Annotated in this window: 14 protein-coding genes; 9 read left to right on the forward strand and 5 right to left on the reverse strand. The window is 65.4% G+C overall.

Annotated elements, in window-relative coordinates:
- Nucleotides 1-25 precede the first annotated feature (25 nt).
- Nucleotides 26-931: an SDR family oxidoreductase gene (locus tag JOF57_RS28920; protein ID WP_209922814.1), complete on the forward strand. Its 906-nt coding sequence runs from the start codon at nt 26-28 to the stop codon at nt 929-931.
- Nucleotides 932-1,038: 107 nt separating this feature from the next.
- Here the strand turns inward: JOF57_RS28920 and JOF57_RS28925 are convergent, their stop codons facing one another.
- From JOF57_RS28925 to JOF57_RS28945, 5 genes are all read right to left on the reverse strand, one after another.
- On the reverse strand, nt 1,039-2,514 hold the full coding sequence (locus tag JOF57_RS28925; protein WP_209922815.1) for a histidine phosphatase family protein: 1,476 nt from the start codon (nt 2,512-2,514) through the stop codon (nt 1,039-1,041).
- A gap of 250 nt (nt 2,515-2,764) precedes the next feature.
- Nucleotides 2,765-4,192, reverse strand: coding sequence for a histidine phosphatase family protein (locus tag JOF57_RS28930; RefSeq protein ID WP_209922816.1), 1,428 nt, complete (start codon nt 4,190-4,192; stop codon nt 2,765-2,767).
- A gap of 186 nt (nt 4,193-4,378) precedes the next feature.
- Nucleotides 4,379-4,858 (reverse strand): nitroreductase family deazaflavin-dependent oxidoreductase, encoded by a 480-nt coding sequence (locus JOF57_RS28935; RefSeq protein WP_209922818.1) that lies wholly within the window; start codon nt 4,856-4,858, stop codon nt 4,379-4,381.
- 9 nt (nt 4,859-4,867) lie between these two features.
- On the reverse strand, nt 4,868-5,242 hold the full coding sequence (locus JOF57_RS28940) for a DUF8021 domain-containing protein (RefSeq protein ID WP_209922820.1): 375 nt from the start codon (nt 5,240-5,242) through the stop codon (nt 4,868-4,870).
- Complete coding sequence (locus JOF57_RS28945; protein WP_209922822.1) at nt 5,242-6,393, reverse strand: steroid 3-ketoacyl-CoA thiolase; 1,152 nt, start codon at nt 6,391-6,393, stop codon at nt 5,242-5,244. The genes JOF57_RS28940 and JOF57_RS28945 overlap by 1 nt, the downstream gene beginning before the upstream one ends.
- Nucleotides 6,394-6,559: 166 nt before the next feature.
- Here JOF57_RS28945 and JOF57_RS28950 point away from each other — a divergent pair, with 166 nt between their 5' ends.
- From JOF57_RS28950 to JOF57_RS28985, 8 genes are all read left to right on the forward strand, one after another.
- Complete coding sequence (locus tag JOF57_RS28950; protein ID WP_209922824.1) at nt 6,560-7,834, forward strand: cytochrome P450; 1,275 nt, start codon at nt 6,560-6,562, stop codon at nt 7,832-7,834.
- A gap of 36 nt (nt 7,835-7,870) precedes the next feature.
- Nucleotides 7,871-8,875, forward strand: a complete 1,005-nt coding sequence (locus JOF57_RS28955) for an acyl-CoA dehydrogenase family protein (RefSeq protein ID WP_209922826.1) — start codon at nt 7,871-7,873, stop codon at nt 8,873-8,875.
- Nucleotides 8,875-10,038 carry an acyl-CoA dehydrogenase FadE29 gene (fadE29, locus tag JOF57_RS28960; RefSeq protein WP_209922828.1) on the forward strand — a complete coding sequence of 388 codons (1,164 nt, stop codon included), beginning with the start codon at nt 8,875-8,877 and terminating at the stop codon, nt 10,036-10,038. The genes JOF57_RS28955 and fadE29 overlap by 1 nt, the downstream gene beginning before the upstream one ends.
- 14 nt (nt 10,039-10,052) lie before the next feature.
- Nucleotides 10,053-11,033, forward strand: coding sequence for a bifunctional MaoC family dehydratase N-terminal/OB-fold nucleic acid binding domain-containing protein (locus tag JOF57_RS28965; protein ID WP_209922830.1), 981 nt, complete (start codon nt 10,053-10,055; stop codon nt 11,031-11,033).
- Entirely contained in the window at nt 11,030-11,440 is a 411-nt protein-coding gene (locus tag JOF57_RS28970; RefSeq protein WP_234938277.1) for a MaoC family dehydratase, read from the forward strand. The genes JOF57_RS28965 and JOF57_RS28970 overlap by 4 nt, the downstream gene beginning before the upstream one ends.
- Before the next feature lie 2 nt (nt 11,441-11,442).
- On the forward strand, nt 11,443-12,597 hold the full coding sequence (locus tag JOF57_RS28975; RefSeq protein WP_209923813.1) for a 17-hydroxy-3-oxo-4-pregnene-20-carboxyl-CoA lyase: 1,155 nt from the start codon (nt 11,443-11,445) through the stop codon (nt 12,595-12,597).
- 76 nt (nt 12,598-12,673) lie between these two features.
- Nucleotides 12,674-13,783: a hypothetical protein gene (locus tag JOF57_RS28980; RefSeq protein WP_209922834.1), complete on the forward strand. Its 1,110-nt coding sequence runs from the start codon at nt 12,674-12,676 to the stop codon at nt 13,781-13,783.
- Nucleotides 13,784-13,810: 27 nt separating this feature from the next.
- The gene (locus tag JOF57_RS28985) at nt 13,811-14,599 is read left to right on the forward strand and encodes a hypothetical protein (protein ID WP_307870119.1); all 789 of its coding nucleotides are present in this window, start codon (nt 13,811-13,813) and stop codon (nt 14,597-14,599) included.
- Nucleotides 14,600-14,736: the final 137 nt, after the last annotated feature.

The following is a 14,736-nucleotide window of genomic DNA, read 5'->3' on the forward strand; positions in this document are numbered from 1 at the left end:
AATCCAACACGGTAGGAGATTCGTAATGACATTGCTCGACGGCCGCGTGGTTATCGTGACGGGTGCCGGTGGCGGTATCGGACGTGAGCATGCGCTCGCGTTCGCCGCCGAAGGTGCCCGCGTCGTGGTCAACGACATCGGGGTGGGCCTGGACGGTTCGGCCGCCGGCGGCGGCAGCGCCGCGCAGAACGTGGTCGACGAGATCGTCGCTGCCGGAGGCGAAGCCGTCACCAGCGGTGCCAACGTCGCCGACTGGGCGCAGGCCGAGGGCCTCATCCAGACCGCCGTCGATTCCTTCGGCGGCCTCGACGTGCTGGTCAACAACGCCGGCATCGTGCGCGACCGGATGTTCGCCAACGCCACCGAAGAGGAATTCGATGCCGTCACCGCCGTGCATCTCAAGGGGCATTTCGCCACCATGAAGCACGCCGCGGCCTACTGGCGCGCACAGTCCAAGGCGGGCAACACCGTTGACGCCCGCATCATCAACACCAGCTCCGCCGCGGGCCTGCAGGGCAGCGTCGGCCAGGCCACCTACAGCGCCTCCAAGGCCGGCATCGCCGCGCTCACGCTGGTGGCTGCCGCCGAGATGGGTCGCTACGGCGTCACCGCGAATGCGATTGCGCCGTCGGCTCGTACCCGGATGACCGAGACCGTGTTCGCCGACATGATGGCCACCCAGGACGATGCCTTCGACGCCATGGCTGCGGAGAACATCTCACCGCTGGTGGTGTGGCTGGGCAGCGTCGAGTCAAAGGGCGTCACCGGCAAGACATTCGAGATCGAGGGCGGCAAGATCCGCGTCGCCGAGGGCTGGGCCCACGGACCGCAGATCGACAAGGGCGCCAAGTGGGATCCCGCCGAGCTGGGCCCGGTCGTCAACGACCTGCTGGCCAAGGCGCGCACCGCGGTTCCCGTCTACGGCGCGTAGGTACTTCCGACGAACAGTCCCCCGCAAGCGGGTGGAACCCCCAGCGTAGGCCCCCGAAATCCGTTGATTTCGGGGGCCTTTGCGTCTGCTTGCGCAGCGTAGTGGGGTTAGGCGGCGTCCTTGCTGCCGGTATCCTTGTTGTCAGCGGCGCCCGTGTCGGCCTTGGCCTTGCCGGTTTGGCCGGTGGCCTTCTTGACGGCATCGCCGATTTTCTTGATCGACGCCGACACCTGGTCCTGGGTGTCCTCGACCGCGGTCTTGACCCGTTCGCCGTTTCGGGTGAGCGACTTCGTCACCCCCGGCAGAGCCTTGTTGCCGTCCGACAGATCAGTCGCGCCACGGGGCTTGACGATGCGGTCGAGCGCCTCCTCGGCCTTCGCCCGCACCGGGCTGCCGACCGACGCAGCGGCTTCCGGTTCCTTGGCGGCTGAAACCTTTTCGTCCGATCCCGCAGGTGCGGACGCCGGAGATGACTCCGGTGCCGACGCCTTCGGTGCCGACGCGAGACGATGCGAGACCACGTTGGTGTCAACCGCGGTCTTCATGTTCTCCACCTCGGTGGACACCTTCTCCTGCAGTTGGTCGGTGGCGGTCTGCGCCGGGGGAAGGACCCGCTTGATGATCTGTGCGCTGATCGCCCGGTTGAACTTGGTCACCGAGAAGGATGCGTCGGCCACGCTGTGGCTGATCGCGGTCGCGATCTTCGTGATGTCGCCGGTCTGGAAGGCCGCTTTGACCTGATCAGCGGCGGCAGTCAACTGGCGGGACAACGTTCGAAGTTGAAGGCCCATCTCGTGCCCGAAGGTCGGTTCAGGGCTGAACTGCTGGCCGTTCCAGTTCACCAGGGTCCAGCCGTCTTCGTTGTTGCCCTCGATGACCACGTAATCGGTGTTGTCCAACTGAGCTGACTGCAGCAGTTGGAGCTTCTCCATCACGGTGAGGTTGTTCACGTTCATCATCGTCCAGAACATGATGGTTCCGCCGTGCGAGAACACCACAGCGTTGCGATCGCCGTTGTCATAGATGGTCTGCAGCGCACCGTCGACCCTGGCGTCGAACGAGTATCCGTTCTCGGTGGTGCCCGGCATGAACGTGCCCTTGTTGAACATCGACTCGGGGATCTGGGGGATGACGCCCGGGAACGTCCACCCGATCGGATACAGGCCGTACCCGCCCTGGGCGCCAGACTCCGGCGTTCCCTCGAAGACGCCGGCCGGGATCTCCTGGATGCCGTCGATCACCTGGATCGGCATGCCCAGGTACTGCGACATGGGCGCCGCGGTCAGCTGGGTCCGCACCATCGTCGACGCGTAGATGCCGTCGTAGTTGTTGTCGCCCAGCTTGGCGGCGATGTCACGTGCCTGCTGCTGCCCCTTCTCGGTGAGCACCGGACCGGGTGTCGACGTGTCGATATTCCCGGAGGCATTGCCCGCCGACTCGCCGTGACGGATGAACGTCACGCGCATGGTCTCTGCAGCATGGGCGACGGGCATCGCCAGGAAAAATGCAAGGAATGCCAGGGCGACACCCCCTAGAAGACTTCGAATCCGTGACGCCGGCGCGTCACCTCTACGGCGGTTCATGTGCTTCCTCCCTCGTGGCTGTACAGATTTCACCTGACCTGCCGGTGACGGTTCGCTGGCCGGCCAGATGAATTGTCTGATCGTTCGCTGTCAGGGCGAGCATTTATCCCAATGTGCGGGAAGGAATTTGACAAGATTTTTGGCTCTGCTACCCCCTCTGTTCTGGGGCGGAGCAGATACGGCTCAGTCCCCCTCCTCGGGCGAGGAGGGGGACCGACCCGGTCGGTATTACATTGCGCTACTGCCTATTTCACGCGGCGTCCTTGGTCTTCTGCTTGGGCTTGCTGTCGTCGGACTTGTCAGCCTTGCCGGTCTTGACGGCACTGGTGAGCTTTTTGACGGTCTCGCGGGCCTGCCGGGCAGAGGACTCGACCTCGCCGCGCACGTCGTCCGTGGCCCGGTTGACCCGGTCGCGAACCGCGGAGACCGCCTTACCCGGCTCTGCCTTGTTGCCGTCGGTCAACTTGGTTGCACCGTTGGTGGCACGGACGGTGGGGGTCGTGGGCTTGACCGATTCGGTGACCTTCTTGACCTCCGTGGTGGCGCCCTCGGTGACATTCTCGACGGCGGTCTTGGCGCCCTCGGCGAGGTCGCCCACCGCCGGGTTGTCATTGTCCGCGGCGACGTTGAGGGTGCTGACCTTCGACACCTGCGACGTCGACTGGCCGATCGAGCCGGGGATGCCGGTGATGGCGTTGACGGTGTCGGTCACCGAGTCCTTGACGAATTTGACCCCGGCCTGGGCGACGTCCTGGACGCCCTGCGCACCCGTGGTGACGATGCCCTGCGCATCCAGCGAGAGAACCGGAATGCGCATGTTGTAGACCGCCTTCTGCGGCGCCACGATCAGGTCGCGCACATTGACGAACATCTGTGTCGGGTAGTTGGCCGCGCCGACTTCTTCGCCGGCCCATTCCTTGAGGGTCCAGCTGCCGTCGTCGTTCTTCTCCACGACCACCGTGTCGGTGTTGTTCAACGGATGCTGCACGATCAACATCAGGTTCGGGTTGTCGACGTTCATCATCGTCCACATCATGATCGTCGCGCCGTGCGAGAACACCGCGGCGTCGATCTTGCCGTCGCCATTGGTGTCTTCGGTATCCGACTCGACCTGAGTGAGGGCATTCGTCACGCGCTCGTTGAACTCCAGGCCGGTCTCGCCGCCGGGGACCGGGATGAATTGCAGGCCCATTGTCCACGCCAGGGGAGCGAGGATGTAGCCGATGCGGCCGATCCCTTCACTTTCGGGCAGGCCCTCGAAGATGCCGGCACTGATCTCCTGCACACCGGAGTTCTGCTGCGGGTGGTCCGGGTCGAACGCGCCCAGGATCGTGACGTTCAGTCCGCTCTTGTCGGCGAACGGCTTGGCGGTCTCCTGGGTGCGAATCATGGTCGAGGCGTAGAGCGCGTCGAACGCGTCGGCGGTCTGGCCATTGGCCCAGGCCTGCGCCTGCTCCTCGCCGGTCGCGCCGCCGTTCTGGTTCACCTGATCGTTGGTGAGATGAGGCCCCGGGGTGTTGGTGTCGATGTAGCCGGAGGCGTTGCCCTGCGACTCGGCGTGCCGGATGAACGTCACGGTCATCGCCGCGGCGGGCAGGGTCGCGGCGGCGAACAGAGAACATGCCGTCAGGGTTGTTGCGGCGGCACCGGCGGCCCGGCGTCGAGTGGGTCGTTGCATTGGTTCTCCGTCGATTCACGAATGTGTGGGCTGCCGCTCACCTAGCGTTCACTGTGTGTGCGCTCACAGAACATAAATCAGAATCTGTTCACTCGTCAATTCTGCTACGCGGAGTTGCGTAATGTCCGCACAACAGACAGCGCCCCCGGACAATGTCCGGGGGCGCTGTCTGCGGTCAGGGGGCGGTCAGACCGGGTCGCAGATCACGATCGGGATCTTGCGGTCGGTGTAGGACCGGTAATTCACGAAGTCGGCATACATGGCGTCGAGCCTGGGCCAGTACACGTCGCGCTCGGCGTCGGTGGCCTCGCGCGCGGTGAGTTCCAGCGTCGCGTGCTTGGTCTGGAACTTCACCTTGGGGTTGGTCACCAGGTTCAGGTACCACATCGGATTGGTGGCCCGACCGCCCTGCGAGGCGACCAGCACGATGCGCTGGTCCTCCTGCAGGAACAACAGCGGGCTGTCACGCTCCTCGCCCGACTTGCGCCCGATCGTGGTCAGGATGCCGACCTCGGCGCCACGCAGGAATTTGTCGCCGAACCGCCCGCCCGTCTTCTTGAAGATCCAGGTCTGGGCGCGCGACATCCACTTGATGGCGGTGCCGGTCGATTTCGCGTTGAGCCGTTCGACCTGTTTGGGGTTCAGCGGGCGAGGGGTGTTGGCCATGCGGGGACCTTAGCGGCTGAGGAACGGGGTCAGGGAGGCGCGGATGTGATGGATCTTTCCGTCCGATGCGGCGATCAGGAAGGTCTCGTCGACGTGCGAGCACACCCGCCATCCGAACAGCCGCGGCTTGGTCAGTACGTCGAACTTGGCCCGGATGTTGTCACCGTCGACGGTGAACTCCGGGTCGGTCGTCTTCTCGATCAACTTGAACTGCGGGCCGTTGTTCAGGCTGCGACGCAGGTGGTCCCCGGAGCGGCCGGTCTTCAGGCCCATCTCGATGCGGATGCAGTCCGGGGTGAACGGCACGTTGTCGCCCCGGTGCGTGGAAAGCGCATCGATGTAGGACTGTGCGGCGGCGATGCGCTCGGCCTCACTGAAAGCCACTAGATGCGCTCGATGATCGTGCCGGTGGACAGTGCACCGCCGGCACACATGGTGATCAGCGCCGTGCTCTTGTCGCTGCGCTCCAACTCGTGCAGCGCCGTGGTGATCAGCCGGGCGCCGGTCGAACCGACCGGGTGACCCAGGGCGATGGCGCCGCCGTTGACGTTGACCTTGTCCATGTCGGCACCGTGCACCTGGGCCCAGGACAGCACCACCGAGGCGAACGCCTCGTTGATCTCGACCAGGTCGATGTCGCCCATCTTCATCCCGGCCTTCTCGAGGACCTTCGCGGTGGACTGCACCGGACCGTCGAGGTGGTAGTAGGTTTCGGCGCCGACGTTGGCCTGGCTGATGATCCGGGCGCGCGGCTTGAGGCCCAGCGCCTTCGCCTTGTCCTCGTCCATCCACAGCACCGCGGCGGCGCCGTCGGAGATCTGCGAGGACGTACCGGCGGTGTGCGTGCCCCCCTCCATGACCGGCTTCAGCGCCGCCAGGCCTTCGAGGGTGGTGTCGCGCAGGCCCTGGTCGCGGCTGACCGTGTTCCATTCAGCGGTCGGCTGCTTGTTCTCGTCGATGACCGGCGCGTCGATCGGCGAGATCTCGCGGTCGAACCGGCCCTCGGCCCAGGCCTGCTTGGCCCTGGCCTGCGAGGCGAAGCCGAGCGCGTCGAGGTCAGTGCGGGTGATGCCACGGCGCTTGGCGATGCGCTCGGCGGCCTCGAACTGGTTGGGCAGGTCGATGTCCCATGACGCGGCGCGGGCGCCGCCGCCGTTGGCGCCGAGCCCGACCCGGCTCATTGCCTCGATGCCACAGGCGATGCCGATGTCGATGGCACCGGTGGCGATCAGCCCGGCGACCAGATGGTTGGCCTGCTGGGCGCTGCCGCACTGGCAGTCGACGGTGGTGGCGCCGACGTGTTCGGGCAGTCCGGCGACCAGCCAGGACTGCCGGGTGACATTGTTGCCCTGCTCGCCGAACTGGGTGACGCAGCCGCCGATCAGTTGCTCGACGCTTCCGGCGTCGATCCCGGCCTTCTCGATGAGAGCCTTCTGGACGGCGCCAAGAAGCTCGGTGGCGTGCAGGCCGGACAACCAGCCATTGCGCTTACCGATAGGACTGCGGGTGGCTTCGACGATGACAGGGTTACCCATGAAGCCAGGCTAGAACACGTTTCATTACTCTGACAAGCGCGGATATAACACTGCCTTTGATCTGCGGTCAAGCCGTGTTTCAATGGTCTCAATCGGTACTAGACCACGTTGTATCAAGCACTGCTTGCCACGCGCGCAGGGTGCTGCAGACACTAGGAGTAGACACATGGGCTGCCCGAACATCCCCAAGGAATTCGACTTCCTCGATTCCGAACTCAACCTCAAGGGCCTGCCGGTCAAAGAGCTTGCCGAGCTCCGTAAGGCTGAGCCGGTTCGCTGGGTCGACGTCCCCGGTGGCACCGGAGGCTTCGGCGACAAGGGTTACTGGTTGGTCACCCGGCACGAGGACGTCAAGGACGTCTCGCTGCGCAGCGAGGTGTTCTCCAGCGCGATGAACGGCGCGATCCCGGTCTGGCCGCAGGAGATGCCCCGCGAGGCCGTCGACGTGCAAAGCGCCGTGCTGCTCAACATGGACGCCCCCCACCACACCCGGCTGCGCAAGATTATCTCCCGTGGCTTCACCCCGCGTGCGCTCTCGCGGCTTGAGGACGAACTGAACAACCGCGCGCAGCAGATCGCCAAGAACGCCGCGGCCTCCAACACCGGCGACTTCGTCGAGCAGGTGTCCTGCGAGCTGCCGCTGCAGGCCATCGCCGAGCTGCTCGGCGTGCCCCAAGACGATCGTGACAAGCTGTTCCGCTGGTCCAACGAAATGACCGCCGGTGACGACCCCGAGTACGCCGACATCGACCCGGCCGCGTCCTCGTTCGAGGTCATCACCTATGCCATGAAGATGGCAGAGGAGCGTGGCAAGAACCCGACCGACGACATCGTCACCAAGCTGATCCAGGCCGATATCGACGGTGAGAAGCTCAGCGACGACGAGTTCGGCTTCTTCGTCATCATGCTGGCCGTCGCGGGTAACGAGACCAGCCGTAACTCGATCACCCACGGCATGATCGCGTTCTCGCAGCACCCCGAGCAGTGGGAGCTGTTCAAGAAGGAGCGGCCCAAGACCGCGGTGGACGAGATCATTCGTTGGGCCACGCCGGTGTCGGCCTTCCAGCGCACCGCCAGCGAGGACACCGAGATTGCCGGTGTGAAGATCAAGGCCGGCGAGCGAGTGGTGATGTCCTACCGCTCGGCGAACTTCGACGAGAACGTGTTCGACGATCCGTTCTCCTTCAATATCCTTCGCGATCCCAACCCGCATGTCGGCTTCGGCGGCACCGGGGCGCACTACTGCATCGGCGCCAACCTGGCTCGCCTGACGATCAACCTGATCTTCAACGCGGTGGCCGATCACATGCCCGATCTCAAGCCGATCGGGGATCCCGAGCGGTTGAAGTCGGGTTGGCTCAACGGAATCAAGCACTGGCCGGTGGACTTCACGGGCGAATGCCCGGTTGCACACGCCGGCGAGCCGGCAAATCAGGCCTAAGCTCGCTGATCACCTAACGAATCAAGGAGGATTCGGGTGGATTTCACACCGAACCCGGAGCAGCAGGCCGTCGCCGACGTGGTGACGTCTGTTCTGGAGCGTGACAACACTTGGGACGCACTGGTTTCCGGTGGGGTCGCGGCACTGGGAGTGCCCGAACGACTCGGCGGTGACGGTCTGGGCCTGCCCGAGCTGTCCACCGCGCTGACCGAGATCGGCCGGCACGGCACGACCGGCCCGGCGCTTGCCACTGTGGGCCTCGGTCTGGTGTCGCTGCTCGACCTGGCTTCTGACGCCCAGCAGGACCGGTACCTGTCCGGCGTCGCCGCGGGTGCGGTGCTCTCGGCGGCACTCAACGAGCCGGGGCAGTCTCTCCCGGAGCAGCCCGCAGTCAACTACGCCGACGGCAAGCTCAACGGCACCAAGATCGGCGTGCCCTACGCCGAGGCCGCGCAGTGGTTGGTGGTGACCGCCGACAACGCGGTGGTGGTGGTCTCGCCTGCAGCCGACGGTGTGACCGTCACCAAGACTCCGACCTCCAACGCTTCCGATGAGTACGCGGTCACGTTTGCCGACGTCACGGTCGACGCCGCCGATGTGCTCGACGGCGCGACGGCGCACCGCGTCAACCAGCTGGCGCTGGCCGCCACCGGGGCCTTCGCCGCCGGCCTGGTGGCCGGAGCGCTGCGGCTGACCGCCGACTATGTGGCCACCCGTGAGCAGTTCGGCCGTCCGCTCTCGACCTTCCAGACGGTGGCCGCACAGCTGTCCGAGGTCTACATCGCTTCGCGGACAATCTCTTTGCTGTCCAATTCGGCTCTGTGGCGTCTGTCGGAGGACCTTGACGCCGACGAGGATCTGAGCATCCTGGGCTACTGGCTCACCTCGCAGGCCGCGCCGGCCATGCGGCTCTGCCATCACCTGCACGGCGGTATGGGTATGGACATCACCTACCCGATGGACCGCTACTACTCCTCGATCAAGGATCTGACCCGGTTGCTGGGCGGTCCGTCGCATCGCCTCGATTTGGTGGGAGCGTAATGTTCATCGACCTGACAGCTGAGCAGCGCGCGCTGCAAGCCGAACTGCGGGAATACTTCTCGACCCTCATCACGCCCGAAGAGGCCGAGGCGATGGAGTCCGACCGGCACAACGAGGCCTACCGCACGGTGATCAAGCGGATGGGCAGTGACGGCAAGCTCGGTGTCGGCTGGCCCAAGGAGTACGGCGGCCTGGGCTTCGGCCCGGTCGAGCAGCAGATCTTCATCAACGAGGCCAACCGCGCCGACATCCCGTTGCCGATGGTCACGCTGCAGACCGTGGGCCCGACCCTGCAGGCGCTCGGCACCGAGGAACAGAAGAAGAAGTTCCTCCCCGGAATCCTCGCCGGCGAAGTGCATTTCGCGATCGGCTACTCGGAGCCCGAAGCGGGCACCGACCTGGCCTCGCTGCGCACCACCGCCGTCAAGCACGGCGACGAATACATCGTGAACGGTCAGAAGATGTGGACCACCGGCGCGCATGACGCCGACTACATCTGGCTGGCCTGTCGTACCGATCCCGAAGCTGCCAAGCACAAGGGCATCTCGATCCTGATCGTCGACACCAAGGATCCCGGCTACTCCTGGACCCCGATCATCCTGTCCGACGGGGCCCATCACACCAACGCGTCGTACTACAACGATGTGCACGTGCCCGCCGACATGCTTGTCGGCGAGGAGAACGGTGGCTGGAAGCTCATCACCACCCAGCTCAACCACGAGCGTGTCGGTCTCGGGCCGGCCGGCCGCGTTGCCGGCATCTACGACCAGGTGCACGCCTGGGCGTCCAAGCCCGGTTCGGACGGTGTCACGCCGGTCGAGCAAGACGATGTGAAACGCCTTCTGGGACAGATCAAGTCGATCTGGCGGATCAACGAGCTGCTCAACTGGCAGGTTGCGGCATCCGGCGAGACCATCGCCGTGGCCGACGCTGCGGCCACCAAGGTGTTCTCCACCGAGCGCATCCAGGAGGTCAGCCGGCTCGCCGAAGAGGTCGTCGGCAAGTACGGCAACCCGGCCGACCCGGAGACCGCCGAGCTGCTCGTCTGGCTTGACAAGATGGCCAAGCGCAACCTGGTGATCACCTTCGGCGGTGGCGTCAACGAGGTGATGCGCGAGATGATCGCCGCGTCGGGCCTGCGGGTGCCGAGGGTTCCGCGGTAGAGCGAAGGGTTGAGATGAGCGCGAATCTGCAGGCCGGCATCGACGAGATCGTCGCAGCTGGGCGAAGCGAACCGACGGTGGCCCGGGATCTGGTGAATCAGCCCATGATTCACCACTGGACCGATGCGATCGGCGACAAGAACCCGATCTACGTCGACGCGGAGGCCGCTAGAGCCGCGGGGCATCCCGGCATCGTGGCGCCGCCGGCGATGATCCAGGTCTGGACCATGATGGGCCTGGGCCGCACCCGATCCGACGATGACCCGCTGGGCCGCGCGATGAAGTTGTTCGACGACGCCGGGTATGTCGGCGTCGTGGCCACCAACTGCGACCAGACTTATCACCGTTACCTCGCGCCCGGTGAGCAGGTGGTGATGAGTGCCGAGATCGTCGGCATCGTCGGCCCCAAGCAGACCGCGCTGGGTGAGGGCTACTTCATCAATCAGAAGATCCGCTGGCATGTCGGTGACGAGGAAGTCGCCGACATGGACTGGCGGATCATGAAGTTCCTGCCGGCCGGAAAGCAGGCCGAGGACGGCTCAGCCGAAACCGCGGTCATCCCTGAGGACCTCGATCCGGACAAACTGATGCGGCCGTCCTCGTCGCGGGACACCAAGTTCTTCTGGGACGGCATCAACGCGCACGAACTCCGGATTCAGCGTCGCCCGGACGGGACGCTGCAGCACCCGCCGGTGCCGGCAGTGTGGAAGGACTACAAGGACCCGGTGACGGAGTCCGATTACCTGGTGGCCTCGGGCAAGGGCACGGTGTTCAGCTATGTCGTGCACCATGCGCCCAAGGTGCCCGGTCGCAGCCTGCCGTTCGTGATCGCCCTCGTGGAACTCGAGGAAGGCGTCCGGATGCTGGGCGAGTTGCGGGGTGTCGACGCCGATCAGGTGAAGATCGGAATGCCGGTCACCGCAACCTATATCGACTTCCCGGACAGTGAGATCAGTCCGGCTTGGACGCTGTATGCATGGGAGCCACAAGCATGAGCCCGACTGTTTCCGACGTTCGAGTGGGCACTGCACTCCCCGAACTCAAGATCTACGGCGACCCGACATTCATCGTCTCCACCGCCATCGCGACGCGCGACTACCAAGATGTGCATCACGACCGGGACTTGGCGCAGGCCAAGGGCTCCAAGGACATCTTCGTCAACATCCTCACCGACACCGGATTGGTCGGCCGGTACGTGACCGACTGGGCCGGGCCGAACGCCATCGTCAAATCGATCAAGTTGCGACTCGGCGTGCCGTGGTACGCCTACGACACGATCACCTTCACCGGTGAGGTCACCGAGATCGAGGGGGATCTGGTGAGCCTGAAAGTGGTGGGCAGCAACAGCCTTGGTAACCACGTCATTGCCACCTCCACCCTGGCTATGGGAGGCGCACAGTGAGCCTGTCCGGTAAAGCCGCGATCGCCGGTATCGGCGCCACCGACTTCTCCAAGAACTCCGGGCGCAGTGAACTGCGTCTGGCCGCCGAGGCCGTGCTCGACGCACTCGAGGACGCGGGCCTCAAGCCGTCTGACGTCGACGGTCTGGTGACGTTCACGATGGACTCCAACCTGGAGACCGCCGTGGCGCGTTCGACTGGGATCGGGGACCTGAAGTTCTTCAGCCAGATCGGCTATGGCGGCGGTGCCGCCGCGGCGACCGTCCAGCAGGCGGCTCTCGCCGTCGCTACCGGTGTGGCGGAAGTCGTTGTGGCTTACCGGGCTTTCAACGAGCGCTCGGAGTTCCGATTCGGCCAGGTGATGACCGGCCTGACCGTCAACGCGGATTCGCGCGGTGTCGAGTACAGCTGGTCCTACCCGCACGGGTTGAGTACCCCGGCGGCCTCAGTGGCCATGATCGCCCAGCGGTACATGCACGAATACGGTGCCACGAGTGCGGATTTCGGTGCAGTGTCGGTGGCCGACCGAAAGCACGCCGCGACCAACCCGAAGGCTTTCTTCTACGGCAAGCCGATCACCATCGAGGATCATCAGAACTCACGGTGGATCGCCGAACCGCTGCGGCTGCTGGACTGCTGCCAGGAGAGCGACGGTGGTGTCGCCATCGTCGTCACCACCCCGGAACGGGCCAAGGACCTCAAGCACCGGCCGGCGATCATCGAGGCCGCCGCCCAGGGTGCCGGCGCCGACCAGTTCACGATGTACTCGTACTACCGCGACGAGCTCGGTCTCCCCGAGATGGGACTGGTCGGCCGTCAGCTCTGGCAGCAGAGTGGTCTGTCGCCCGACGACATCCAGACGGCGATCCTCTACGACCACTTCACCCCGTACACGTTGATCCAGCTCGAGGAGCTCGGCTTCTGTGGCAAGGGCGAGGCCAAGGACTTCATTGCCAACGGTGCCATCGAGGTCGGCGGCCGGCTCCCGATCAACACCCACGGTGGTCAGCTCGGTGAGGCCTACATCCACGGGATGAACGGCATCGCCGAGGGCGTGCGGCAATTGCGGGGGACGTCGGTCAACCAGGTCGACGGCGTCGAGCATGTGTTGGTCACCGCGGGCACAGGCGTGCCGACGTCGGGATTGATCCTCGGATAAAGGTGCATCGCCACCCCTGTTTGACACGGTAATGTTCGCTCCGGATATGCATCACGCGTAGAAGGGGGGCCGCGGTATGGCTGTGGAGCGCGACAGTAGCCCGTACGGGTCGCAGACGTTGCTCGGACCGGGTTGGCCGAGTGTCGATGAAGAGCAGCTGATCGCGGCAGCGGGGTCGTATCAGAAGATCGCCGCCAAGATCAGCGGCACCGTCGTCCCGCAACAGACCAGCCAGCTGTCGAAGCTGCAGGGTACGTGGGAAGGCGGCGCGGCGTTGGCTGCCTCGGGTGAGGCGACCACGATGATCGGCGGACATGAGGCCAATGGCCTGCAGGCGCAGGCCATCTCCACAGCGTTGATGAAGATGGCGACGACCGTGGCGGAGACCAAGGCCATCGTTAACGCGGCCGCGGAAGAGGTCCAGCAGGAGGTCATGGGAATTTTGGCCCTGGGGCCGCTAGCCGGCCCTAATGTGCAGGCGGTGATCGAGAGCCGGGTCAAGGCGGGTTTGGCGCAGAACACTGCGACGGTCTCGGCCGCCTCCGCTTCCATGGCAGACAGCCTCAGCACGATTGCCAACCTTCCACAGGTCGGCACCCCGCCGACGGCCCAGGCACAGCAGGCCGCCCAGAAGGGCGCCGATTCGATGATGCAGCTGATCAGCCAGCTGCCGCAGATGCTGGGCCAGATCCCGCAGATGGCAGGCCAGATTCCGCAACAGCTCTCCCAGCCGCTGCAGCAGATGGCGCAGCCGCTGCAGCAACTGGTCTCGCAGTTGGGTTCGGGCGGCAAGGGCACGGGCGGCGGGGTCAGCCCGTTCTCGTCGTTCTCGAACCATCCGGCGGCCGGCGGCTCCGGTCCCAGCGGTGGTGCGGGCATGGTCAAGGCCGCGGGTCTGCCCGGCGGCGGTGGCGGCGGAGCCGCACAGACCCCACTGCTGGCGAAGATGGTCGGTGGTGGCAGTACCGCGCCGGTCTCGGTCGACCCCGGTGCCAGTGCCGCGGTGGTCGGCGGTGTCGCCCCGGTGGCGGCGGCCAACTCGGCCGGCGGTATGGGTGGTGGCATGGGCATGATGGGCGGGGGTCAGCGTGGCGGTGGCGGTGGCGGCACCACGACCGGGCTGGCGGTCCCGGCTCCTTTGGAATACGACACGGGGGATGGTGACGATGACTATGACGATTGGTGATCGGTCTCGACGGGAAGGGGGTAACCGGTGAATTCACCGTTGTCGATGGGCGGGAAGCTCGGCTGGGACGCCGCGTCCTTGACCATGCCCGACATGCCGTCGATTCAGCCCGGTGAGGATGCGATGAGCATGACCATCGCCGGCATCGTGCCTACTCTGGCGGCCTCGCTGACCACGAATGTGACGGCGTTGTCGGCCAAGGAAAACATGTTCAACGCCAAGCTCTCGGATGCCCAGGGTGCCTACGAGAAGGCCGACGACTCCGGTGGCCAGGGCGTCGGTCAGCTCAGCCAGATGATGGGGCAGATGGGCCAGATGGGCCAGATGGCCAGTGCGCCCACGCAGGCCTTGGGACAGATGGGCGGACAGTTCGGCTCGTTGATGGAGCCGTTGATGAAAGCCATGGAGGGCGCCAAGGGTGGCGGCTCGGAGAATGGCGGCGCGCCGGGTGCCGGTCAGCCCGGTGGCGCGGGTGGCCCGAATCCGCAACAGCAGCAAGACGAACGCGAGGCCGAGCTCAACGATCGGGACAAGCAACAGGACGATCGCGAGACAGCGCAGAACGATCGCGACGTTGCACAGGATCGTCGCGAAGCCGGCCTGGATTCGCGGGAAACGCAGATGAGCGCCCCATCAGGTGGGACGGCGTCGGCGGCTCCGCATTCGGCGCCTCCGGTGCAACACTCGGCTCCGCCCGCTGCGTCCGCACCGCCTGCCGCCGCGCCCGCCCCGAGCCAGCCGGCTCCCGGCCCGGTTCCGGTGGCACCCGAGGCCCCGCGCCATTCCGGCGGGGACGATCTCTGGAAGCGGATGTAGTTTCACTTCAGCTGGATTGAAGCGGGCGTCGGTGTAAACCGGCGCCCGCTTCGCTTTGTCCCGCTTTGCTTTGTCCCGCTTCGCTTTTGTCACGCTGGAGTGGCCGTCGCAGTCGACAGTCACTCCAGCGTGACAAT

Origin of the sequence: Mycolicibacterium lutetiense (assembly GCF_017876775.1) — a bacterium.
In the GTDB taxonomy this organism is placed as follows: Bacteria; Actinomycetota; Actinomycetes; order Mycobacteriales; family Mycobacteriaceae; genus Mycobacterium; species Mycobacterium lutetiense.